The organism is Bacillus sp. FSL M8-0071, assembly GCF_037975455.1.
GTDB classification, from domain to species: domain Bacteria; phylum Bacillota; class Bacilli; order Bacillales; family Bacillaceae; genus Bacillus; species Bacillus subtilis.
The window spans coordinates 315,853-338,987 of sequence record NZ_CP150256.1; the positions used below are offsets into that span (position 1 = coordinate 315,853).

Genomic DNA, 23,135 nt, shown 5'->3' on the forward strand with positions numbered 1-23,135 from the left:
TAAAACTATGAAACAGATATGTATAGAGAAAACCCTTTGTTAGAGGGTTTCCAAAAAGCCAGGCAGGTATGTTTGAAATGTGTCTTCACGCAGACTGACGTATTTTGTCCGCGAATCTTTCCGGGTTGCCGTCAATCCCGCTTCACGCAGCGTTTTAAAATGATAAGATGCCGTGGTTTTGACAATATTGCACTTTTCACCTACTTCACCGCAGCTGAGTTCTTTTCCGCTGACATAAAGCGTACGAATAATGGCAAGCCTTGATTCATCAGACAGTGCTTTAAAAATTTGAGCTCTGATTTGATCATCTGATTGTTTCATAGTCATGAAACTATAATACATAATGGGTGTTGAAAAAGCAACTTATTTTTCCAGTAAAGGAGCAGGAAGTCATAAGAGGAAGGAGGAATTCAATTCCAATAAAAGCGTTTTCAACTAAAGGTAGGAGAAAAATCACCCGTAAAATACAATCATATAGGAGGATTACAGAGCATTTAGAAGCATAAATAAGATCATGTGGTCACATGGATGTTTATAAAGAAATGGTACAGAATAAAAGAGAATATGCTGTTTGTGTGGGAAGTTACATAAATGTTACGGTAATAAAGATTGCTTAATATGGAGGGAAAATATGAGTGTAGATGAGAAACCAATTAAGATAAAAGTCGAGAAAGTCTCTAAGATTTTTGGGAAACAAACAAAGAAGGCAGTTCAAATGCTTGCCAACGGAAAGACAAAAAAAGAGATCCTGAAAGCAACCGGATCAACCGTTGGGGTTAATCAGGCAGATTTTGAAGTATATGATGGTGAGATATTTGTCATCATGGGTCTATCAGGGAGCGGTAAATCAACTTTAGTACGGATGTTAAACCGGCTTATTGAACCGACTGCCGGAAATATTTACATTGATGGTGACATGATAACAAATATGTCAAAAGACCAGCTCCGGGAAGTCCGCCGGAAAAAAATCAGCATGGTCTTCCAAAAGTTCGCTCTGTTTCCGCACAGAACGATACTTGAAAACACAGAATACGGACTGGAGCTTCAAGGTGTAGACAAACAAGAGCGGCAGCAAAAAGCGCTTGAGTCTCTTAAGCTCGTTGGACTGGAAGGATTTGAACACCAATATCCCGACCAGCTTTCCGGCGGGATGCAGCAGCGTGTCGGCCTTGCCCGCGCGTTGACAAATGATCCGGACATCCTTCTGATGGACGAAGCGTTCAGTGCGCTTGATCCACTGATTCGTAAAGATATGCAGGATGAGCTTCTTGATCTTCACGATAATGTCGGAAAAACAATTATCTTTATTACGCATGACTTGGACGAAGCGTTGCGGATCGGCGACAGAATTGTCCTAATGAAAGACGGCAACATCGTTCAAATCGGCACGCCTGAAGAAATCCTGATGAATCCATCTAACGAATATGTTGAGAAATTCGTCGAAGATGTTGATTTGTCTAAAGTCCTCACAGCAGGCCACATTATGAAACGCGCTGAAACAGTGCGGATTGATAAAGGGCCTCGCGTAGCATTGACACTGATGAAAAACCTTGGAATTTCTTCAATTTATGCAGTGGATAAACAAAAGAAATTATTAGGTGTTATCTATGCGTCTGATGCGAAAAAAGCGGCTGAGTCTGATTTGTCACTTCAAGACATCTTGAATACAGAATTTACGACTGTACCAGAGAATACGTATCTGACTGAGATTTTTGACGTTGTGTCCGATGCGAATATTCCAATTGCGGTTGTGGATGAGAAGCAAAGAATGAAAGGAATTGTCGTAAGAGGCGCGCTGATTGGCGCACTTGCCGGCAATAACGAGTATATCAATGCTGAAGGCACTAACGAACAAACACAAGATCCTTCTGCACAGGAGGTGAAATAAGATGGATAGACTGCCTAGAATACCTTTAGCAGATATTATTGACCGTTTTGTTGACTGGATTACGATGACGTTTGGCGGATTCTTCGACGGAATCGCTAACGGATTGGCCGCTTTTGTAAATGGAATTGTCACCGGTCTTGGATATATTCCATCTATTTTGTTAACGATTATTTTCGCCGCACTTGCGTGGTGGATCAGTACAAGGGGAATTGCGTTATTTACGTTGATTGGATTCCTCCTGATCGATTATTTAGGATATTGGGACCCAATGCTGCAAACATTGGCGCTTGTTTTGACATCTGTGATTATTTCGATTGTGGTCGGGGTTCCGATCGGAATTTGGGCGTCTCAGAAAGAAACGGTTCGCCGTATTGTAACGCCAATTCTTGATTTAATGCAGACAATGCCTGCTTTCGTATATCTATTGCCGGCGATTTTCTTCTTTAACATCGGTGTTGTGCCGGGTGTTGTTGCATCTGTTATCTTCGCGATGCCGCCGACAATCCGCATGACTGTTCTCGGTATTAAACAAGTGCCGGCGGATTTGATTGAAGCGACTGAGGCATTCGGTTCTACAACAGCTCAGCGTTTGTTTAAAGTTCAGCTTCCGCTTGCGACAAAAACGATTTTGGCCGGGATCAACCAGAGCATCATGCTTGCATTATCAATGGTTGTTATTGCCGCAATGGTCGGTGCACCGGGACTTGGTTCTGAAGTATACAGTGCCGTTACACAGCTGAAAACTGGGGTCGGAGTAGAGGCCGGTATCGCCATCGTTATCGTTGCCATTACCCTGGACCGTATTACTCAAAATATTAAAGTGAAGAAAAGCAGGGGGAATGCCTGATGCTTAAAAAAATCATCGGCATCGGCGTTTCCGCCATGCTGGCGCTCTCACTTGCGGCTTGCGGTTCAGAAAACGATGAAAATGCATCCGCAGCAGAACAAGTGAATAAGACCATCATCGGGATTGACCCCGGTTCAGGGATTATGTCCCTGACTGACAAAGCGATGAAGGATTATGACCTGAATGACTGGACATTGATTTCAGCGTCAAGTGCTGCGATGACCGCTACGCTTAAAAAGTCATACGACCGTAAGAAACCGATTATCATTACAGGATGGACACCGCACTGGATGTTCTCCAGATATAAGCTGAAATATCTCGATGATCCGAAACAATCTTATGGCAGCGCAGAGGAAATCCATACGATCACACGCAAAGGCTTCAGCAAAGAGCAGCCGAATGCCGCAAAGCTTCTGAGCCAGTTTAAATGGACGCAAGACGAAATGGGCGAAATCATGATCAAGGTGGAAGAAGGCGAGAAACCTGCCAAAGTTGCTGCTGAGTACGTCAATAAACACAAGGATCAGATAGCCGAATGGACAAAAGGCGTTCAAAAGGTGAAGGGAGACAAAATCAACCTTGCCTATGTGGCGTGGGACAGTGAGATTGCAAGTACAAACGTCATAGGCAAAGTCTTAGAAGACTTGGGCTATGAGGTAACACTTACTCAGGTAGAGGCTGGGCCGATGTGGACTGCAATTGCAACGGGAAGTGCGGATGCATCCCTTTCCGCATGGCTGCCGAATACCCATAAAGCATACGCCGCTAAATATAAAGGCAAATATGATGATATTGGCACCAGTATGACTGGTGTGAAGATGGGGCTTGTTGTTCCTCAATATATGAAAAATGTCAACTCAATTGAAGATTTGAAGAAGTAATGAAGAAAGCAGCCTGTAGCCAGGCTGCTTTTTTTGCGTTAAGAAGCGTTAGCGGCAGCAAGTGATTCCGCCTTCTGAAATGTTTTGAGCACGGCATTCGCTAAAATGTGAATGCCGTTGAACATCGCATTTCTGTCAAAGGTCATGTGCGGATGATGGAGCCCCGGCTGGAGCCCGCAGCCTAGTCCGAGCATCGTTGTTTTCAGATTCGGCACCTTCACGGCGTAAAAATGGAAATCCTCTCCGCCGGTAGTGACAAGCGGGTCATCAAGCCGCTCAGCCCCGATGATATCTGTAATGGCTTCTGCCATGATCGCTTCAGCTTCTTTGTTTTGTGTTGCCGCAGGAAGGCTGTGTTCTTTTTGCAGCTCGATTTTTGCGCCGAATGCAGCGGCGGCCGCTTCACAGGCTCTTTCTGTTTCGGCGATTAACGCCTCCATGGCTTCATTGGTCTGTGCGCGCAAATCAAGGCTGAACGATGCTTTTCCTGGAATGATGTTAGAGCTTTCACCGCCGGCTTGAAGTTTTGTCATTTTGACGGTATGCGGGATTTGCGGGTCAATATGAATGAGTCCGAGCTTATGTACAAGAAATGCCGCAATTTCAATGCTGTTTTTCCCGAGGTGCGGACGGGCGCCATGAGCCTCTTCCCCGATGATCGTTCCCTCAATGTGCTGGCTTGATCCGTGCAGAATAGACGGAGCGCAGCGGCCGTTCTGTGTTTCCTGGATCGGACGGACGTGAACGCCATACAAATAGTCGATATCATCAAGCACGCCTTCTTCTATCATTTTCAAGGCGCCGCCGCCTTTTTCTTCTGCCGGCTGAAAGATAAAACGGATTGTGCCCTTCGGAAGCTCAGGTTGTTTTTTGAGCAGCATTAATGTGCCCAATGCCATTGTCATATGTGAATCGTGTCCGCAGGAATGGTTGGCGCGAAATGTGCCGTTAACCTCCTGCCACAGCGCGTCAATATCAGCGCGTACCGCTACAACAGGTGAGCCTGAGCCGATTTCGCCGACAACCCCGGTGCAGTCTGAAAACGTGCGCGTCCGGCACCCTAAATCCTCAAGCTTTTGTTTCAAAAATGAAGTTGTCTCATATTCCTTCCAGCTGACTTCAGGGTTCGCGTGCAGATGCTCGAAGATGTCCATAATGGTTTGTTTCATGTCTTCTGAAAGCTTTTGCATGGTAAGAAATACCTCCTTCTATCAGAATGAATTTTTACCTTCTTTACTTTATTTATATTGAAACAGGAAGATAGGCTGTATATAATATAGCACATATTGCTACTATTCAGAATAATTAATATTTTCAAACAGAGGGGATGGATCGAAATATGAGTATGCCAGCAGCCGAAACACAGCCTAAGAAAAAACGAATGACATTTAAAATGCCTGACGCCTATGTCCTCTTATTTATGATTGCTTTCATTTGCGCAATCGCTTCATATATTGTGCCGGCAGGTGAATTTGACCGCGTGACAAAGGGGGATGTCACGACCGCTGTTCCGGGAAGCTATCATTCAATTGAACAGTCTCCGGTCAGCTTGATCAGCTTTTTTACTTCTCTACAGGATGGAATGGTTGGATCAGCACCCATCATCTTTCTGATTTTATTCACAGGCGGCACCATTGCTATTCTAGAAAAAACGGGTGCCATCAATGGCCTGATTTACAATGTCATCAGCAAATTCCGCACAAAGCAATTATTATTTATTTGTATTGTCGGCGCATTGTTCTCCATTCTCGGAACAACCGGGATTGTCGTGAATTCAGTTATCGGTTTTATCCCCATCGGCCTCATTGTGGCACGATCCTTAAAATGGGACGCAGTCGCGGGAGCCGCTGTTATATACATCGGCTGCTACGCTGGATTTAACTCCACCATATTATCACCGTCACCGCTCGGTTTATCACAATCAATCGCGGAGCTCCCTCTTTTCTCAGGAATCGGCCTGCGAGTTGTGATATACATATGCTTTTTGCTGTCTTCTATTATTTATATCTATTTGTATACGAGAAAATTAAAAAAATCAAAAGATGCCAGTGTGTTAGGAACAGATTGGTTCCCTGCGGCAGGAATGGCCGAAGCCGGTAAAGAAGAAGATCAGTCAGTGCCGTTTACCGTTCGCCATAAGCTGATTTTGGCTGTGGCGGGACTCTCACTTGTCGGATTTTTATACGGCGCTTTGAAGCTTGGCTGGTCAGATTCCCAAATGGCTGCGACATTTATTTTTATTTCTGTCCTTGCCGGTTTAATAGGCGGGCTTGCGGCGAACGATATTGCCAAAACCTTCATTACGGGCTGCCAAAGTCTTGTATACGGGGCGCTGATTGTCGGGATGGCACGAAGCATTTCGGTTATCCTTGAAAATGGAAAGCTTCTCGATACTGTCGTCAATGCTTTGGCTTCACTTTTGGATGGATTCAGCCCGATTGCTGGTGCAATCGGCATGTATATCGCCAGTGCGCTGCTTCATTTTCTCATCTCTTCAGGGTCTGGCGAAGCCGTTGTATTTATTCCAATCCTGGCGCCGCTCGCTGATTTGATGGGAATCACGAGACAGGTTGCGGTGGAGGCAGTTATGCTTGGAGAAGGGGTCGTCAACTGTGTGAACCCGACATCCGGCGTTCTCATGGCGGTGCTTGCCGCCAGCGGTATTCCGTATGTCAAGTGGCTGCGGTTTATGGTGCCGCTTGCTCTGATTTGGTTCTTGATCGGGCTTGTCTTTATCGTGATCGGCGTCATGATCAATTGGGGGCCGTTTTAACGATTGCTGCCCGCCGGCTTGTACGGCGGGCTTTTGAGTTATTCATTGCAGAAGCGCAGGCTGTTATTGTAACATGTAAGCCATAAGCCATTCGTAAAAGTGCGGGAGGAAGGTCATGAATAATCTGCGTAATAGACTTTCAGGCGTGAATGGGAAAAATAAGAGAGTAAAAGAAAAAGAACAAAAAATCTGGTCGGAGATTGGGATGATAGCGGGAGCATTTGCGCTGCTTGATGTGATCATCCGCGGCATTATGTTTGAATTTCCGTTTAAAGAATGGGCTGCAAGCCTTGTGTTTTTGTTCATCATTATCTTATATTACTGCATCAGGGCTGCGGCATCCGGAATGCTCATGCCGAGAATAGACACCAAAGAAGAACTGCAAAAACGGGTGAAGCAGCAGCGAATAGAATCAATTGCGGTCGCCTTTGCGGTAGTGGTGCTTACGATGTACGACAGGGGGATTCCCCATACATTCTTCGCTTGGCTGAAAATGATTCTTCTTTTTATCGTCTGCGGCGGCGTTCTGTTTCTGCTTCGGTATGTGATTGTGAAGCTGGCTTACAGAAGAGCGGTAAAAGAAGAAATAAAAAAGAAATCATCTTGAAAAATAGATGGTTTCTTTTTTTGTTTGGAAAGCGAGGGAAGCGTTCACAGTTTCGGGCAGCTTTTTTTATAGGAACATTGATTTGTATTCACTCTGCCAAGTTGTTTTGATAGAGTGATTGTGATAATTTTAAATGTAAGCGTTAACAAAATTCTCTAGTCTTCACATCGGTTTGAAAGGAGGAAGCGGAAGAATGAAGTAAGAGGGATTTTTGACTCCGAAGTAAGTCTTCAAAAAATCAAATAAGGAGTGTCAAGAATGTTTGCAAAACGATTCAAAACCTCTTTACTGCCGTTATTCGCTGGATTTTTATTGCTGTTTCATTTGGTTCTGGCAGGACCGGCGGCTGCGAGTGCTGAAACGGCGAACAAATCGAATGAGCTTACAGCACCGTCGATCAAAAGCGGAACCATTCTTCATGCATGGAATTGGTCGTTCAATACGTTAAAACATAATATGAAGGATATTCATGATGCAGGATATACAGCCATTCAGACATCTCCGATTAACCAAGTAAAGGAAGGGAACCAAGGAGATAAAAGCATGTCGAACTGGTACTGGCTGTATCAGCCGACATCGTACCAAATTGGCAACCGTTACTTAGGTACTGAACAAGAATTTAAAGAAATGTGTGCAGCCGCTGAAGAATATGGCATAAAGGTCATTGTTGACGCGGTCATCAATCATACCACCAGTGACTATGCCGCGATTTCCAATGAGATTAAGAGTATTCCAAACTGGACACATGGAAACACACAAATTAAAAACTGGTCGGATCGATGGGATGTCACGCAGAATTCATTGCTCGGGCTGTATGACTGGAATACACAAAATACACAAGTACAGTCCTATCTGAAACGGTTCTTAGAAAGAGCATTGAATGACGGGGCAGACGGTTTTCGCTTTGATGCCGCCAAACATATAGAACTTCCAGATGATGGGAGTTACGGCAGTCAATTTTGGCCGACTATCACAAATACATCTGCAGAGTTCCAATACGGAGAAATCCTGCAGGATAGTGCCTCCAGAGATGCTGCATATGCGAATTATATGGATGTGACAGCGTCTAACTATGGGCATTCCATAAGGTCCGCTTTAAAGAATCGTAATCTGGGCGTGTCGAATATCTCCCACTATGCATCTGATGTGTCTGCGGACAAGCTAGTGACATGGGTAGAGTCGCATGATACGTATGCCAATGATGATGAAGAGTCGACATGGATGAGCGATGATGATATCCGTTTAGGCTGGGCGGTGATAGCTTCTCGTTCAGGCAGTACGCCTCTTTTCTTTTCCAGACCTGAGGGAGGCGGAAATGGTGTGAGATTCCCGGGGAAAAGCCAAATAGGCGATCGCGGGAGTGCTTTATTTGAAGATCAGGCCATCACTGCGGTCAATAGATTTCACAATGTGATGGCTGGACAGCCTGAGGAGCTCTCGAACCCAAATGGAAACAACCAGATATTTATGAATCAGCGCGGCTCACATGGCGTTGTGCTGGCAAATGCAGGTTCATCCTCTGTTTCTATCAATACGCCAACAAAATTGCCTGATGGCAGGTATGACAATAAAGCTGGGGCAGGTTCATTTCAAGTGAATGATGGTAAACTGACAGGCACGATCAATGCCAGGTCTGTGGCTGTGCTTTATCCTGATGATATTGCAAAAGCGCCTCATGTTTTCCTTGAGAATTACAAAACAGGTGTAACACATTCTTTCAATGATCAACTGACGATTACCTTGCGTGCAGATGCGAATACAACAAAAGCCGTTTATCAAATCAATAATGGACCAGAGACGGCGTTTAAGGATGGAGATCAATTCACAATCGGAAAAGGAGATCCATTTGGCAAAACATACACCATCATGTTAAAAGGAACGAACAGTGATGGTGTAACGAGGACCGAGGAATACAGTTTTGTTAAAAGAGATCCAGCTTCGGCCAAAACCATCGGCTATCAAAATCCGAATCATTGGAGCCAGGTAAATGCTTATATCTATAAACATGATGGGAGCCGGGCAATTGAATTGACCGGATCTTGGCCTGGAAAACCAATGACTAAAAATGCAGATGGAATTTACACGCTGACGCTGCCTGCGGACACGGATACAACCAACGCCAAAGTGATTTTTAATAATGGCAGCGCCCAAGTGCCCGGCCAGAATCAGCCTGGCTTTGATTACGTGCAAAATGGTTTATATAATGACTCGGGCTTAAGCGGTTCTCTTCCTCATTGAGGGCAATGCTAGACGGGACTTACCGAAAGAAACCATCTATGATGGTTTCTTTTTTGTTCATAAATCAGACAAAACTTTTCTCTTGCAAAAGTTTGTGAAGTATTGCACAATATAAATGTGAAATACTTCACAAATAAAAAGACATCAAAGAGAAACATACCCTGGAAGGATGATTAATGATGAACAAACATGTAAATAAAGTAGCTTTAATCGGAGCGGGTTTTGTTGGAAGCAGTTATGCATTTGCGTTAATTAACCAAGGGATCACAGATGAGCTTGTGGTCATTGATGTAAATAAAGAAAAAGCAATGGGCGATGTGATGGATTTAAACCACGGAAAGGCGTTTGCGCCACAACCGGTCAAAACATCTTACGGAACATATGAAGACTGCAAGGATGCTGATATTGTCTGCATTTGCGCCGGAGCAAACCAAAAACCTGGTGAGACACGCCTTGAATTAGTAGAAAAGAACTTGAAGATTTTCAAAGGCATCGTTAGTGAAGTCATGGCGAGCGGATTTGACGGCATTTTCTTAATCGCGACAAATCCGGTTGATATCCTGACTTACGCAACATGGAAATTCAGCGGCCTGCCAAAAGAGCGGGTGATCGGAAGCGGCACAACACTAGATTCTGCGAGATTCCGTTTCATGCTGAGCGAATACTTTGGCGCAGCGCCTCAAAACGTGCACGCACATATTATCGGAGAGCACGGCGACACAGAGCTTCCTGTTTGGAGCCATGCGAATGTCGGCGGTGTGCCGGTCAGTGAACTCGTTGAGAAAAACGATGCGTACAAACAAGAAGAGCTGGACCAAATTGTAGATGATGTGAAAAACGCAGCTTACCATATCATTGAGAAAAAAGGCGCGACTTATTATGGGGTTGCGATGAGTCTTGCTCGCATTACAAAAGCCATTCTTCATAATGAAAACAGCATATTAACTGTCAGCACATATTTGGACGGGCAATACGGTGCAGAGGACGTGTACATCGGTGTGCCGGCTGTCGTGAACCGCGGAGGGATCGCAGGTATCACTGAGCTGAACTTAAATGAGAAAGAAAAAGAACAGTTCCTTCACAGCGCCGGCGTCCTTAAAAACATTTTAAAACCTCATTTTGCAGAACAAAAAGTCAACTAACCGCAACTTTAGAGTAAAGGGCTGATTGTCAATGTGGGAGCAGTTGTATGATCCGTTTGGAAACGAGTATGTGAGCGCACTTGTGGCGCTCACACCGATTCTCTTTTTTCTTTTGGCTTTAACTGTTTTGAAAATGAAAGGCATTCTTGCGGCATTTCTTACCCTAGCCGTCAGTTTCTTCGTCTCCGTTTTGGCATTTCATATGCCGGTTGAAAAAGCGATTTCTTCTGTTTTGTTAGGAATCGGGAGCGGGCTGTGGCCTATTGGCTACATCGTCCTGATGGCGGTGTGGCTGTATAAAATCGCAGTGAAAACCGGGAAATTTACCATTATTCGGTCCAGCATTGCCGGCATTTCGCCTGACCAACGATTACAGCTATTATTAATTGGTTTTTGTTTTAACGCGTTTTTAGAAGGCGCGGCCGGTTTTGGTGTTCCGATTGCGATTAGTGCGGCGCTGCTCGTCGAACTTGGTTTTAAACCGTTAAAAGCGGCGGCGCTCTGCTTGATTGCAAACGCCGCCTCCGGAGCCTTTGGGGCGATTGGGATTCCTGTCATCACAGGGGCGCAGATTGGTGATTTGTCTGCTCTTGAGCTGTCTCGGACATTAATGTGGACACTGCCGATGATCTCATTTTTCATACCATTCCTGCTTGTATTCCTATTAGACCGAATGAAAGGAATCAAACAGACATGGCCCGCTCTTCTGGTTGTGAGCGGTGGGTATACAGCGGTTCAGACACTGACAATGGCGGTGCTCGGGCCGGAATTAGCAAACATTTTGGCGGCCTTATTCAGCATGGGCGGGCTTGCCCTCTTCCTCCGCAAATGGCAGCCGAAAGAGATTTACCGCGAGGCAGGGGCCGGCGATGCTGGTGAGAAAAAGGCATACCGTGCCGCTGACATTGCGAAAGCGTGGTCTCCTTTCTACATTTTAACTGCGGCGATCACCATTTGGAGCCTTCCTGCCTTCAAAGCGCTTTTCCAAGAAGGCGGGCTATTATATCAATCAACGCTCCTGTTCAAAATGCCTTTTCTGCATCAGCAAATTATGAAAATGCCGCCGATTGCGCCATCTGCCATGCCGTTAGATGCAGTCTTTAAAGTTGATCTGCTGTCAGCGACTGGAACAGCGATTTTAGCGGCGGTCATCGTGACAGGGCTGTTCAGCAAAAATTTCTCTTATCGGGATGCCTTTGCTTCCTTGAAGGAGACGGGAAAAGAGCTGTGGGTGCCGATTATCACGATCTGCTTCGTGATGGGGTTTGCCAATCTGGCCAACTTCGCAGGGCTCAGCTCTTCAATTGGGTTAGCATTGGCGAAAACAGGAGACCTGTTCCCGTTTGTCAGTCCTGTTCTCGGCTGGATTGGCGTGTTCATCACCGGTTCTGTTGTCAGCAATAATGCTTTGTTCGGCCATTTGCAGGTTGTCACGGGAGCGCAGATCGGTGCGGGTTCAGATTTGCTGTTAGCCGCAAATACGGCGGGCGGTGTCATGGCGAAACTTGTTTCTCCTCAATCTATCGCCATCGCTGCCGCAGCGGTCGGCCAAACAGGCAAGGAATCTAAACTGTTTAAAAGGACAGTGGCGTACAGCCTGATTCTGTTATTGATCATTTGTATATGGACGTTTATTCTTGCAAGATTAGGAGTGTAATATAAAAAAGCAGTACATGCCCAGCATGTACTGCTTTTTTATGTTAATTTGCTTTCTTTGTCATTTCGGCTGTTGTTTTCACTCTGGCTTTCCCCATAAATAAAATGGTAACCGCCGCGAGGACAATTGGAATCAAAGCGAGCAAAAACACATACGTAATACTTGATGACATCGCGTCAATAATGCGATTCAGGATCGCATCAGGAATCTGGGAACGTGTTCCCGCTTGGAATATCTCCTGCGGGTCGCCAATATTTTGCGCAGCATCTGATCCCGCTGAGCCTTTCATACCGCTGAAGGCGTCGCTCAGCTTGTTCGTGAATACGTTTGTTTGCACCGTTCCGAAAATGGTGACGCCTAAGGTCATGCCAAATGATCGCAAAAATGAATTTGTAGAGTTTGCCGTTCCCCGAAAGCGAGGTTCAAGATCATTCATCGATGCCGCCGGCAGCAGGGAGAAGTTAAAGCCTACACCAAAGCCTGAAATCATCATAAAGACTGTCAGCCATACCCGTGCTGTGTCAGGCGTCATATTGGAAAGAAGCAGCATGCCGATAAAGAAAGCTATAACAGATATCAGCATCAAATTGCGGAAGCTTGCCTTCGTTTGGAAGATCCCGCCGATCATGCTTCCGATGACTGATCCAATCATCATCGGCGTCAGAATGAAGCCCGCGCTTGTCGCCGAGCTGCCGTAGACCGCCTGAACGAAAATCGGAATAAATACCGCTAAAATAATAAATGTTCCGCCATACAGGAAAGCGAGAATCTGTGCTGTGGCAAACAAGCGGTTCTTAAACATCCAGAAAGAAATAATCGGCTCTTCTGCTTTTCTCTCCACAATAAAAAAGGCAATGAAGAAAACGGCGAATACAATAAACAGCCCGATGATCTGAATGGAATTCCAATCGTATGTTTTGCCGCCAAGCTCAAGGGCGAACATCAGGCATACAATGGATACGACTAAGGTAATCGCGCCGCCCCAGTCTATTTTCTGCTTTCTGTGCTCCAGAGATTCTTTGTAGTAGCGAATAATGAAAAACAATGACAATGCGCCGATCGGCACATTGATGTAAAACACCCAGTGCCAGCTGATCGAATCTGTAATGATCGCGCCTAAGAGCGGACCAAGAACACTGGATAATCCAAATACAGCACCGAACATGCCGGACATTTTTCCACGTTTTTCCGGCGGAAACAAATCGAAGATAATGGTAAAGGCAATCGGCAGGAGCGCGCCGCCTCCGATCCCTTGAATGGCCCGGAAGATGATCAGCTGATTCATCGTCTGGGCAATCCCGCATAAAGCAGAACCGATTAAGAAAAAAATAAGTCCAAACAGGAAAAAACGTTTTCGGCCGTACATATCGGAAAGCTTGCCGTAAATCGGCATGCCAGCCATAACCGCCACCATATAGGATGCCGTCACCCAGGCAAATTTATCGAAGCTTCCAAGATCGGCTACGATATTGCCCATCGCGGTGGCAACAATCGTATTGTCCATTGCAGACATCAAGATGCCCAGCAGGAGACCGAGGACCACAAATTTGGTGGAAGCCTGTTTTGCTGTTGTTGTGTCCATTTGTTCTACCTCCTCTTACTTTTCTATGTAAGTTCTGATATCATGATAATAGTTTGATTGTTGAATATCTCGATTATCAAGATAAACTCGATTTTATAGGGAGGACTGTCAGTTGTCAACAAGAAATTCCAGAAGTGAGTTGGAAAAGACTGCTGTTCAGCTTTTTCGAAAACTGGGCACAAGAACGGTTCTGTTTCATCAGGCAGCCGCTCAAGCTCTCGGTCTGTTTCCCACCGATTTGAAATCAGCTGACATTTTAAATGAAGCAGGGCCGATGACGGCCGGAGAACTGGGGAAAAAAACCGGCCTCAGCACGGGTTCCGTCACGGCGCTTGTTGACCGGCTGGAAAAAGCGGGGTATGTGGCTCGTGAAAAGGACCCGAACGATCGCAGGAGAGTCGTAATCGTCCCTTTGACTGCTTCGAAAAAACATATAAAGGATTTGTTCCGTCCTCTGTCTGAGTCAACGATGGATTTGTGCCGCGAATATACGGAAGAGGAGCTGGAACTCATTTTCAGTTTTGTAGGCAAAGCCGCCGATATTATGGAGGAAGAGCTTGAACGTCTGAAACAGTAAGTGAATTTGTGCATAGCTTGGCCCGTTCCCGAATAAATTGTACAAGTTACATAAGAGAAGGGAGTACGGGCCGGTGAACATTTTTTTGAGCTATATTGTGCTGGGACTGTCCTTGTCTGCGCCTGTGGGGCCAGTGAATGCGGCGCAAATAGACAAAGGAATTAAAAACGGTTTTTGGCATGCATGGATTTTCGGTTTAGGCGCCATGACAGCGGATGGGCTGTACATGCTTTTTATCTATTTCGGGCTGTCACAGTTTTTGACCGCTCCATTTGTGAAAACGTTTTTGTGGCTCTTCGGCTTTTTTGTCCTGACCTATACCGGAATTGAAACGCTTAAAAACGTCAGAGAACCGATGGATGTGCGAAGCTCGCGGGGGAAACCGTCATACAGGAAAACATTCGCATCGGGTTTTCTCATTTCATTGTCAAACCCATTGAGCATCCTTTTTTGGCTTGGAATTTACGGAAGCATTCTTGCGAAAACAGCAGAGGCCTACAATATGAATCAGCTTCTAATCTATAGCTCCGGCATCATGATCGGCATTTTAATCTGGGATTTCTGCATGGCTATCACAGCCAGTACGTTCAGAAACCTGCTTCATGAAAAGCTATTGAGAGGATTGACCGGAATCGCCGGTGTATCCCTCCTTGTGTTTGGCTTTTACTTTGGTTATCAGGGCATCAAACAGTTATTGGGCTGATTCATGAAGGACAGTCACCTGCCGCTTCCAGTTTTAATATAGTATCCAGATGATACTGGAGGTGGATCAATGGTGAATGGGATTTACACCAAAAGTTTTCTGGAACGTATTCAGGAAGAGCTTCCTGAATGGCAAAGAATCGCTTTTGAGCTGCTGGCAGAAACTCTGGGGGACGACGCGGATACGTTTCCGTGCATTCCCGGACGTCAGGCGTTTCTGACTGATCAGCTTCGGATTGCTTTTGCCGGAGATCCGCGGGAAAACCGTACAGCGGAGGAACTGGCTCCGTTGCTTGCGGAGTACGGCAAGATATCGCGGGACACGGGAAAATACGCATCCCTCGTTGTGTTGTTTGATACACCGGAAGATTTGGCGGAGCATTATTCGATTGAAGCGTATGAAGAGCTGTTTTGGCGCTTTTTAAATAGACTGAGTCATCAAGACGAAAAAGAATGGCCGGAAGACATTCCGGCCGATCCCGAGCATTATAAATGGGAGTTTTGTTTTGACGGCGAGCCGTATTTCATTCTGTGCGCTACACCGGGGCACGAGGCAAGAAGAAGCCGGAGCTTTCCTTTTTTTATGGTCACGTTTCAGCCAAGGTGGGTGTTTGATGACCTAAATGGATCAACTGCATTTGGCCGTAACATGAGCAGACTGATCCGATCCCGGTTAAAAGCCTACGATCAAGCCCCGGTTCACCCGGAATTAGGCTGGTACGGAGGAATGGATAATCGTGAATGGAAACAGTATTTCCTCCGTGACGATGAAAAACAGGTATCAAAATGCCCGTTTTCTTATTTTAAGAGCATGTTCAACAAAATGAAATAAATCAAGAGCTGGCAGGGCGGTCTTTATGTCCCTGCTTTTTCTGGTAGATCATGGTCACGACGGCAATGATCGCGAGAAAGCCTATGCTCACAAAAAAACCGGGCCGGCTTGATTTTTCAAACAATGTACCGGACACTGCCGCAGCAATCAGGATCATCGCTAAATAAATTTGCGTTTTCCCCATGCCCTCGGGTTCGGTCAGCTTTTTGCTGGAGAACAGGATAAACAGCCAAGTGTATAAAAGCATAAGCCCGGCTGCTGTCGTCATGTGCTCATAAATGTTTTTAGGCAGCACTAAAGACAGAATGATGGATAAGACGAGCCCCGCGAACGTCAGCCCCAAGGCCGGCCAGCAAATTTTTTTGCCTTCCTTTAAGGTAAAGCATTTCGGCGCGTCGCCGTCATCAGCCATCGTACAAAGCAATGTCGTAACGGCAAATAGCGAAGCGACAAGGGTCGAGAACCCGGCGATAATGAAAATCCCGTTAAATATATCAAGGATGATCTCAAGGTTGTATCCTTTTAACGACGTAATGAACGGGCTGTCCTGTTCTGTAAACTTGTGTAACGGAACCAAAAGCAGAGCAAGCCCGATTGAAATGATATAAATAATCGCCAGCGTTGCCAGCATCAGTTTCCCTGATTTAGACGCTTCCTCAGGTTTTTTTAAGTGAACCGCCATCAGCCCCATGACCTCAATTCCGCCAAAAGCGTAAAACGCGTAGATTAAACCTGTCCATAGCCCCATGGCGCCGTATGGGAAAAACTCACTCGTCTTATTTGGAACATGTATGCCATGATTTCCGCCGGACAGGATACCGCATAAAGCCAGGATGGCAATGACAATAAACATAAAAATAGCAGCTGTTTTAATCACTGCCAGCACGTTTTCTGTTTTTTCAAAGACGGACAGGCCGGTGAAAATAATAAGGAGCCCAAGTACTGCGTAGATTGAGGCAAACACCCATAGCGGCACTTGAGGAAACCAATGCTTCGTAAAGAGCGAAATGGCTGTCAGCTGGCTTCCGGTAATCAGCATTTCTGATGTCCAGTACACCCAACCGTTGCTGAAGCCTGCCCATTTGCCGAATGCTTTTCGGGCATACGCACAAAATGAGCCCTTTTCCGGCTGCTTCGCCGATAGCTTGGCGAGCTGTTCAAAGACAAAATACGTACCGATCCCTGCGATCAGAAATGAAAGGAGAACGGAAAAACCGCTTTTTACAATTGCGATGCTGGAACCGAGAAAGAAGCCTGTTCCAATCGTGCAGCCGACTCCGATCAGTGACAGCTGCCACCAAGCCAGATTCCCTTTTGGCTGGTCTTTTTTTGTTTGGCTCATTATTTATTCAACCCCTTTTATCTAAGGTTAGATTGTGATCTGTCCAAAGCTTATATACATCGGATTTTTGCCTCTTTTTACATGGAGAAGGAAGCAGACGCTCATACTAATGAAAAAAGGAGCAAACCAATGACACAGCAATATATTGTGGAGCCGAAAAAAGGGCTTGGGCTGAAGCTGAAAAAGGGGCAGATTTTAAAGGTGGTTGATGTAGAAGGGCAGCAGGTGGCTGATTTTGTCGCATACCATGCCAAGGATTTTTATGAACACCTTGATCAGGGAGCGACGATAGACGCCAATCACTCCATTCATGTGAAGGTCAACGACCATCTCTACTCCAACCTGTATAAGCCGATGTTAACCCTGATTGAAGATACGGTCGGCAAGCATGATCTGCTGTTGCCCGCCTGCCGTCCTGATATGAACAGGCTCTTATATGGGAAGCAAAAGGATGAGTTTCAGGATACGTGCTATGACAATATGAACCGTGCGCTTGAGCAGTTTGGCGTACCGAAGCCCCACATGCATTACCCATTTGCGATTTTTATGAATACTGTCCTTGATGAGAAAGGGAATCTGTCTGTGGAAACGCCGCTTTCGAATGCCGGAGATTATGTAAGGCTCAGGGCGGAGATGGATTTAATTGTCGCGTTTTCTTCCTGCCCGATTGAAAAAGGGAAATGCAATGGCGACAGTGTGACATCCATACGGGTTGAAGTCAGCTGATCTCTCTTGTTCACTGTGAATGAAGACCTGTGCTATATTTAATAGGGATACATAACAGTCATGATTCATTTTCATTGATTTGGGGAAATGATCAGTAACAAGGGAAAATGTACAGGAGGAATGATTGGGATGAGCATGCAGGAAAAGATTATGCGTGAGTTACATGTGAAGCCCTCAATTGATCCAAAGCAAGAAATTGAGGACCGAGTCAATTTTTTAAAACAATATGTAAAGAAAACCGGTGCTAAAGGCTTTGTATTGGGAATCAGCGGCGGCCAGGATTCAACACTTGCGGGAAGACTCGCTCAGCTTGCGGTGGAGAGCATTCGCGAGGAGGGCGGAGACGCTCAATTTATCGCTGTCCGTCTTCCGCATGGCACACAGCAGGATGAAGACGATGCCCAGCTTGCTTTGAAGTTTATTAAGCCGGATAAATCATGGAAGTTTGATATTAAATCGACAGTCAGCGCTTTTTCTGAACAGTATCAGCAGGAAACAGGCGATCAGCTGACGGACTTTAATAAAGGAAACGTAAAAGCAAGAACAAGAATGATCGCGCAATACGCGATCGGCGGCCAGGAAGGCCTGCTTGTGTTAGGAACAGACCATGCTGCTGAAGCAGTGACTGGTTTCTTTACGAAGTACGGTGACGGCGGAGCAGACCTCCTGCCGCTGACAGGCTTGACGAAGCGCCAGGGAAGAACCCTGCTGAAAGAGCTGGGTGCACCGGAACGCTTATACTTAAAAGAACCGACTGCCGATCTGCTCGACGAAAAACCGCAGCAGTCGGATGAAACAGAGCTTGGCATTTCCTACGACGAGATTGACGATTATCTCGAAGGAAAAGAAGTATCAGCGAAAGTATCAGAAGCGCTGGAAAAACGCTACAGCATGACTGAACATAAACGCCAGGTTCCGGCGTCTATGTTTGATGACTGGTGGAAATAAGTTGAAGAAAGCCCGCTCTCGGAGCGGGCTTTTGTCGTGTACAGGAGCTTTATTTGATGCGGATATGATTCAGCTTTACCATTAATCTGTCGGTGAACCTTCGGAGGCTGCCTCTCGTATCAGGATCTAATGGGAGTTCGGCTCTCGCGGCAATGTTCTCTGCCACATCCTGAATCGACAGGTTGTCTGTTTGAATGTGGTCCTCAAAAATGGGTGATGATAATCCTTCAACACAGCGGTCGATTTGTTTGGCGGCCCATGAGTTTTTTCCTTCTGCTCTGGTGCGCAGCCTTTTTAACAAGGTTTCCTTTGAAGCCATTAGTGTAAAGTGGTGAACGATCCTGCCTTCCTGTCTGAGCCTGCCGATGATCTCATTGAAGTATTCAGGATGTACAATCGTCATAGGCACAATAATGATGCCGCGGTATGTATCTGTCAGAGAAGCTAGCAAACTGTAATTGAACGCCCGCCATAAGGGATAGCTTTGAAAATCGTCCTTTGCGATCTCCTGCGGCACCATGGAGCGCAGCGCAAAACCCATTTTCTCGGGATCATACACGTAAGATGGGTTTAGCCTTCTGTGCAGTTCGAAGGCTGTTTGTGTTTTTCCGGAACCGAATGCCCCGTTTATCCAAATGATCATCGCCATTTCTCCCTTCCTATTCATCATACAGAAAAAGACCCTTCAATCGAAGAGTCAGCTGGAAAAACAATAAAGGCGGAAGGTTTTAATGCTTTTTTGCGTCGAAGTATTAAAATACCTGCAGAAATGTTGTACAATGAATGTCATTCAGGCAAAAATGGCTAAACAACAAAGCGCACTATAAGCTTGACCGGTAAAGCCGGTATCTATATAAATATTCGTTAAATAAGCATATAATGAAGATAAAATTTCATTCCTTAGGAGGATTTCGCCGAAGATGAACGCTAAACGAGCCATCCCAGTAAGAGAAAGAAATATCGTCCTGATCGGATTCATGGGTGTAGGAAAAACAACAATCGGCCAATTGGTCGCTAAAAAATTATATAGAGATTTTATTGATATTGACCAACAGATCGAAAAGGATTTCAATATGTCAATTCCTGAGATGTTTGAGAAAAAGGGAGAAGACTTTTTCCGGAAAACGGAGAAGGAATATATTTTAGACATCTGCCATCATAAACGATTCAAAATCGTATCTCTGGGCGGGGGATCTTTTAAACAAGAAGAAATCAGGAATTGCTGTCTGGAAAACTGTCTCGTGCTTCATCTGGACCTGTCATGGGAGAACTGGAAGCAGCGCGCGGATTTATTGATCGAAAGCCGCCCCGTACTGCATAACCGTTCAATGGATGAAATGGAACAGCTGTTTAACGAAAGAAAAGTCATTTATGACAAGCACAATTCAAAAGTGGCAACAGACAACCTTTCCCCGGAAGAGGTTGCCGATTACATTGTTGAGACATTAAAAATTGGCTGGGATCTTTATCAGCCGATGTAAAAAGCCGTGCGCAGCGCACGGCTTTTTTATCGTTTTATCCCTTGTATCAAAATCGCTTTTAAACAAAAGGAGATGGGCTGTCCGTTTTGGTTCAATGTAATACAGAACGTGTCGCGTGCTTCGTCTGATGCGTGATTCAAGTGGGTAATGATTTGTTTTTCCCGGTCAGCGGGAGTTCCGCCTCGTTTGATCCAGCTATCGTATTGAATCGGCAAATTCCACTTTTGGATGTCTTGATAGGCCAGTTGATTGGCGCTGAACATCGACTGCCATTCTGATAATGAGCTTTCTCGAACATGGGAAGGGTCTCGAAGCCGGTTCAAATGATTGACAAACTCATCAAGAACGGGATCTTCAGGCGCGTAATGATCAACTAAGAGAAAACGTCCGTCCTGTTTTAGTACGCGTGCAATCTCGCTGACAGCTTTGCGGACATCAGAAAAATGGTGGGCTGCGTATCGGCAGGTGATGATGTCAAATGAATCGTCGGGGAAGGGGAGTGACTCTGCCATTCCTTGCTGAAAGCGTACGTTTTCAACTCCTTTTTCTTGCGCGAAGGAGTACGCAACCTCAACCATCTCTTTCGTTGCATCAACACCGATGCACTCCTGTACATAAGGAGAAAATGCCAGCGCCGTATGGCCGGCGCCCGCTCCTATATCCAGCACTCGATGCTCTGCCCGGCATTCCGCTGTTTTGATCATCAACCCCAAATCTTCCCCCTCGGCAAATACCTTTTCATCCCGATACATCTCGGCGTTTTTAGAAAACGGTGTTTCATTTGTCATTTGAACCAGCTCCTTCTTTTCGTAAATGATGATATGGATTATGTTAGCAATTTTTGTTATGATTCGTCCAAGATATAAAAATGATGAAAATGATAGGTTCAACCTATGGAGGCTGAAATGGATATTAAAGTGATGGAATATGCAGCGGAAATTGCCCGGCGCCAAAGCTTTACAAAGGCGGCGGAACATCTTCATATCGCACAGCCGTCTCTCAGCCAGCAAATCAAAAAGCTTGAGGCTGAGCTGGGGCTTATCCTTTTTCACAGATCCCATGGCTCTGTTACACTGACACCTCACGGCAGGCGTTTCATTGAAAAAGCCGAGGACATCATTCGTTCCAGAGATGATTTGCTTCGGGAAATGCAGGAGCGATCTCAGGGAATCGGTCATAAATTATCCATCGGGATTCCTGCTGTAACAGGGAGATATCTCTTTCCTCCGCTGCTGAAGCAGTTTTTGGCGCGCTATCCTCATGTGGAGGTTCAGCTTGTTGAAAAAGATCCGGTTTTATTAGAGGAGATGACGGCAAAGGGAGAAGTTGACCTTTCTGTTTTATCCTTGCCCATCGAGGATGAACGGCTCTCCATTATACCCTTGCTCACGGAACCGGTTGTTCTCGCGGTGCCGAAGGAAAAACAAAGGTGGATGCCGCCGGAAATGGTCGCGCTGATTGAGAAAGCGCTGGAAGGTAAGGAGGGACACCAGCCGTGTGTGCCGATTGACATGGTAAGGAACGTGCCCTTTATTCTGTTAAAAGAAGGCTTCGGCTTTCGCAGGACAGTTCTCGATCTCTGTGCGGAAAGCGGCTTTAAGCCGAATGCTGCCTTTAAGACGAGCCATATTGAAACCGCCCAATCTCTTGTGGCTAACGGATTAGGTGTGACAATGGCACCGAATATGATCAGAAGGGATAAAGATCCGGGTGTGATCTATTTATCGATTCAATCCGCGCCATCACGAACCCTCGTCTTCGTCTTTTTAAAGAACCGCTATGTCAGTCTGACCGCCCAGGCCTTTATGGAACTAAGCCGGGAAAGTCTTAAACAAACGTTTGATGAAGGCTGTCTGGGAAACAAAGATGAAAATATTTAGAAAACAAAGACGAAACGTGGTAGTATAGGAATACAAACTAAATCTTATAAAACAAAGGGGAATAATCGGAAATGCAACTATTCGATCTGCCGCTCGACCAATTGCAAACATATAAGCCTGAAAAAACAGCACCGAAAGATTTTTCTGAGTTTTGGAAATTGTCTTTGGAGGAACTTGCAAAAGTCCAAGCAGAACCTGATCTACAGCCGGTTGACTATCCTGCTGACGGAGTAAAAGTGTACCGTCTCACATATAAAAGCTTCGGAAACGCCCGCATTACCGGATGGTACGCGGTGCCTGACAAGCAAGGCCCGCATCCGGCGATCGTGAAATATCATGGCTACAATGCAAGCTATGATGGTGAGATTCATGAAATGGTAAACTGGGCACTCCATGGCTACGCCACATTCGGCATGCTTGTCCGCGGCCAGCAGAGCAGCGAGGATACGAGTATTTCACCGCACGGTCACGCTTTGGGCTGGATGACGAAAGGAATTCTTGATAAAGATACATACTATTACCGCGGTGTTTATTTGGACGCCGTCCGCGCGCTTGAGGTCATCAGCAGCTTCGACGAGGTTGACGAAACAAGGATCGGTGTGACAGGAGGAAGCCAAGGCGGAGGTTTAACCATTGCCGCAGCGGCGCTGTCAGACATTCCAAAAGCCGCGGTTGCCGATTATCCTTATTTAAGCAACTTCGAACGGGCCATTGATGTGGCGCTTGAACAGCCGTATCTTGAAATCAATTCCTTCTTCAGAAGAAATGGCAGTCCGGAAACAGAAGTGCAGGCGATGAAGACACTTTCATATTTCGATATTATGAATCTCGCTGACCGAGTGAAGGTGCCTGTCCTGATGTCAATCGGCCTGATTGACAAGGTCACGCCGCCGTCCACCGTGTTTGCCGCCTACAATCATTTGGAAACAGAGAAAGAGCTGAAGGTGTACCGCTACTTCGGACATGAGTATATCCCTGCTTTTCAAACGGAAAAACTTGCTTTTTTTAAGCAGCATCTTAAAGGCTGATAAA

The 23,135-nt window shown here is 45.8% G+C and carries 21 protein-coding genes and 1 pseudogene; 16 read left to right on the top strand and 6 right to left on the bottom strand.

The genetic code is table 11. The features are described 5' to 3' along the window. Positions 1-39: 39 nt before the first annotated feature. Positions 40-342 carry a metalloregulator ArsR/SmtB family transcription factor gene (locus tag MKX71_RS01710; protein WP_010886398.1) on the bottom strand — a complete coding sequence of 101 codons (303 nt, stop codon included), beginning with the start codon at positions 340-342 and terminating at the stop codon, positions 40-42. A gap of 289 nt (positions 343-631) precedes the next feature. Here MKX71_RS01710 and opuAA point away from each other — a divergent pair, with 289 nt between their 5' ends. From opuAA to opuAC, 3 genes are read left to right on the top strand one after another with little or no spacing between them, the layout of a single operon-like run. After that, positions 632-1,888 (top strand): glycine/proline betaine ABC transporter ATP-binding protein OpuAA, encoded by a 1,257-nt coding sequence (gene opuAA / locus MKX71_RS01715; protein WP_003246301.1) that lies wholly within the window; start codon positions 632-634, stop codon positions 1,886-1,888. A gap of 1 nt (position 1,889) precedes the next feature. Beyond that, positions 1,890-2,735 (top strand): glycine/proline betaine ABC transporter permease subunit OpuAB, encoded by an 846-nt coding sequence (gene opuAB / locus MKX71_RS01720; RefSeq protein ID WP_339231668.1) that lies wholly within the window; start codon positions 1,890-1,892, stop codon positions 2,733-2,735. Beyond that, complete coding sequence (gene opuAC / locus MKX71_RS01725; protein ID WP_003246462.1) at positions 2,735-3,616, top strand: glycine/proline betaine ABC transporter substrate-binding protein OpuAC; 882 nt, start codon at positions 2,735-2,737, stop codon at positions 3,614-3,616. Before opuAB ends, opuAC begins: the two co-directional genes overlap by 1 nt. 38 nt (positions 3,617-3,654) lie before the next feature. Here the strand turns inward: opuAC and MKX71_RS01730 are convergent, their stop codons facing one another. Beyond that, a complete protein-coding gene (locus MKX71_RS01730) occupies positions 3,655-4,806 on the bottom strand; it encodes a M20 peptidase aminoacylase family protein (protein WP_029317212.1) in 1,152 nt (383 codons plus the stop codon). 149 nt (positions 4,807-4,955) lie between these two features. On the opposite strand from MKX71_RS01730, the gene MKX71_RS01735 reads away from it, so the two are divergent. From MKX71_RS01735 to MKX71_RS01755, 5 genes and pseudogenes are all read left to right on the top strand, one after another. Next, the gene (locus tag MKX71_RS01735) at positions 4,956-6,389 is read left to right on the top strand and encodes a YfcC family protein (protein WP_029727054.1); all 1,434 of its coding nucleotides are present in this window, start codon (positions 4,956-4,958) and stop codon (positions 6,387-6,389) included. Positions 6,390-6,504: 115 nt separating this feature from the next. Next, positions 6,505-7,106: pseudogene (locus MKX71_RS01740) on the top strand (DUF6773 family protein). Positions 7,107-7,254: 148 nt separating this feature from the next. Further along, positions 7,255-9,234, top strand: coding sequence for an alpha-amylase (gene amyE / locus MKX71_RS01745; protein ID WP_339231669.1), 1,980 nt, complete (start codon positions 7,255-7,257; stop codon positions 9,232-9,234). A gap of 176 nt (positions 9,235-9,410) precedes the next feature. Further along, the gene (locus MKX71_RS01750; RefSeq protein ID WP_144483791.1) at positions 9,411-10,376 is read left to right on the top strand and encodes an L-lactate dehydrogenase; all 966 of its coding nucleotides are present in this window, start codon (positions 9,411-9,413) and stop codon (positions 10,374-10,376) included. Positions 10,377-10,407: 31 nt separating this feature from the next. Next, positions 10,408-12,033 carry an L-lactate permease gene (locus MKX71_RS01755; protein ID WP_069322349.1) on the top strand — a complete coding sequence of 542 codons (1,626 nt, stop codon included), beginning with the start codon at positions 10,408-10,410 and terminating at the stop codon, positions 12,031-12,033. Positions 12,034-12,076: 43 nt separating this feature from the next. Here the strand turns inward: MKX71_RS01755 and bmr3 are convergent, their stop codons facing one another. Then, entirely contained in the window at positions 12,077-13,615 is a 1,539-nt protein-coding gene (gene bmr3 / locus MKX71_RS01760) for a multidrug efflux MFS transporter Bmr3 (RefSeq protein ID WP_069322350.1), read from the bottom strand. A gap of 112 nt (positions 13,616-13,727) precedes the next feature. Here bmr3 and MKX71_RS01765 point away from each other — a divergent pair, with 112 nt between their 5' ends. The 3 genes from MKX71_RS01765 (at position 13,728) to MKX71_RS01775 (ending at position 15,726) form a co-directional block, all read left to right on the top strand. Further along, a complete protein-coding gene (locus tag MKX71_RS01765) occupies positions 13,728-14,192 on the top strand; it encodes a MarR family transcriptional regulator (protein WP_003246360.1) in 465 nt (154 codons plus the stop codon). 73 nt (positions 14,193-14,265) lie between these two features. Next, positions 14,266-14,895 (top strand): LysE family translocator, encoded by a 630-nt coding sequence (locus MKX71_RS01770; protein ID WP_003246469.1) that lies wholly within the window; start codon positions 14,266-14,268, stop codon positions 14,893-14,895. Between the two features lie 69 nt (positions 14,896-14,964). Then, entirely contained in the window at positions 14,965-15,726 is a 762-nt protein-coding gene (locus tag MKX71_RS01775) for a YqcI/YcgG family protein (protein ID WP_339231670.1), read from the top strand. Position 15,727: 1 nt separating this feature from the next. On the opposite strand, the gene MKX71_RS01780 is transcribed toward MKX71_RS01775, so the two are convergent. Next, on the bottom strand, positions 15,728-17,068 hold the full coding sequence (locus MKX71_RS01780) for an amino acid permease (RefSeq protein WP_339231671.1): 1,341 nt from the start codon (positions 17,066-17,068) through the stop codon (positions 15,728-15,730). 129 nt (positions 17,069-17,197) lie between these two features. On the opposite strand from MKX71_RS01780, the gene MKX71_RS01785 reads away from it, so the two are divergent. Both MKX71_RS01785 and nadE read left to right on the top strand, forming a co-directional pair. Next, complete coding sequence (locus MKX71_RS01785; RefSeq protein ID WP_003246345.1) at positions 17,198-17,794, top strand: DUF1989 domain-containing protein; 597 nt, start codon at positions 17,198-17,200, stop codon at positions 17,792-17,794. A gap of 129 nt (positions 17,795-17,923) precedes the next feature. Beyond that, positions 17,924-18,742 carry an ammonia-dependent NAD(+) synthetase gene (nadE, locus tag MKX71_RS01790; RefSeq protein WP_019712417.1) on the top strand — a complete coding sequence of 273 codons (819 nt, stop codon included), beginning with the start codon at positions 17,924-17,926 and terminating at the stop codon, positions 18,740-18,742. A 49-nt stretch (positions 18,743-18,791) separates the two neighbouring features. Here nadE and tmrB read toward each other — a convergent pair whose 3' ends face one another. Next, on the bottom strand, positions 18,792-19,385 hold the full coding sequence (tmrB, locus tag MKX71_RS01795; RefSeq protein ID WP_076458520.1) for a tunicamycin resistance ATP-binding TmrB: 594 nt from the start codon (positions 19,383-19,385) through the stop codon (positions 18,792-18,794). Between the two features lie 277 nt (positions 19,386-19,662). On the opposite strand from tmrB, the gene MKX71_RS01800 reads away from it, so the two are divergent. Further along, positions 19,663-20,223 (top strand): shikimate kinase, encoded by a 561-nt coding sequence (locus MKX71_RS01800; RefSeq protein WP_144483797.1) that lies wholly within the window; start codon positions 19,663-19,665, stop codon positions 20,221-20,223. A 26-nt stretch (positions 20,224-20,249) separates the two neighbouring features. Here MKX71_RS01800 and MKX71_RS01805 read toward each other — a convergent pair whose 3' ends face one another. After that, the gene (locus MKX71_RS01805; protein WP_339231672.1) at positions 20,250-21,206 is read right to left on the bottom strand and encodes a class I SAM-dependent methyltransferase; all 957 of its coding nucleotides are present in this window, start codon (positions 21,204-21,206) and stop codon (positions 20,250-20,252) included. Between MKX71_RS01805 and MKX71_RS01810 the strand changes: the two genes are divergently transcribed. Both MKX71_RS01810 and cah read left to right on the top strand, forming a co-directional pair. After that, positions 21,129-22,103 carry a LysR family transcriptional regulator gene (locus MKX71_RS01810; protein ID WP_144483803.1) on the top strand — a complete coding sequence of 325 codons (975 nt, stop codon included), beginning with the start codon at positions 21,129-21,131 and terminating at the stop codon, positions 22,101-22,103. The genes MKX71_RS01805 and MKX71_RS01810 overlap by 78 nt on opposite strands. Positions 22,104-22,174: 71 nt before the next feature. After that, a complete protein-coding gene (cah, locus tag MKX71_RS01815; protein WP_049140234.1) occupies positions 22,175-23,131 on the top strand; it encodes a cephalosporin C deacetylase in 957 nt (318 codons plus the stop codon). Positions 23,132-23,135 lie beyond the last annotated feature (4 nt).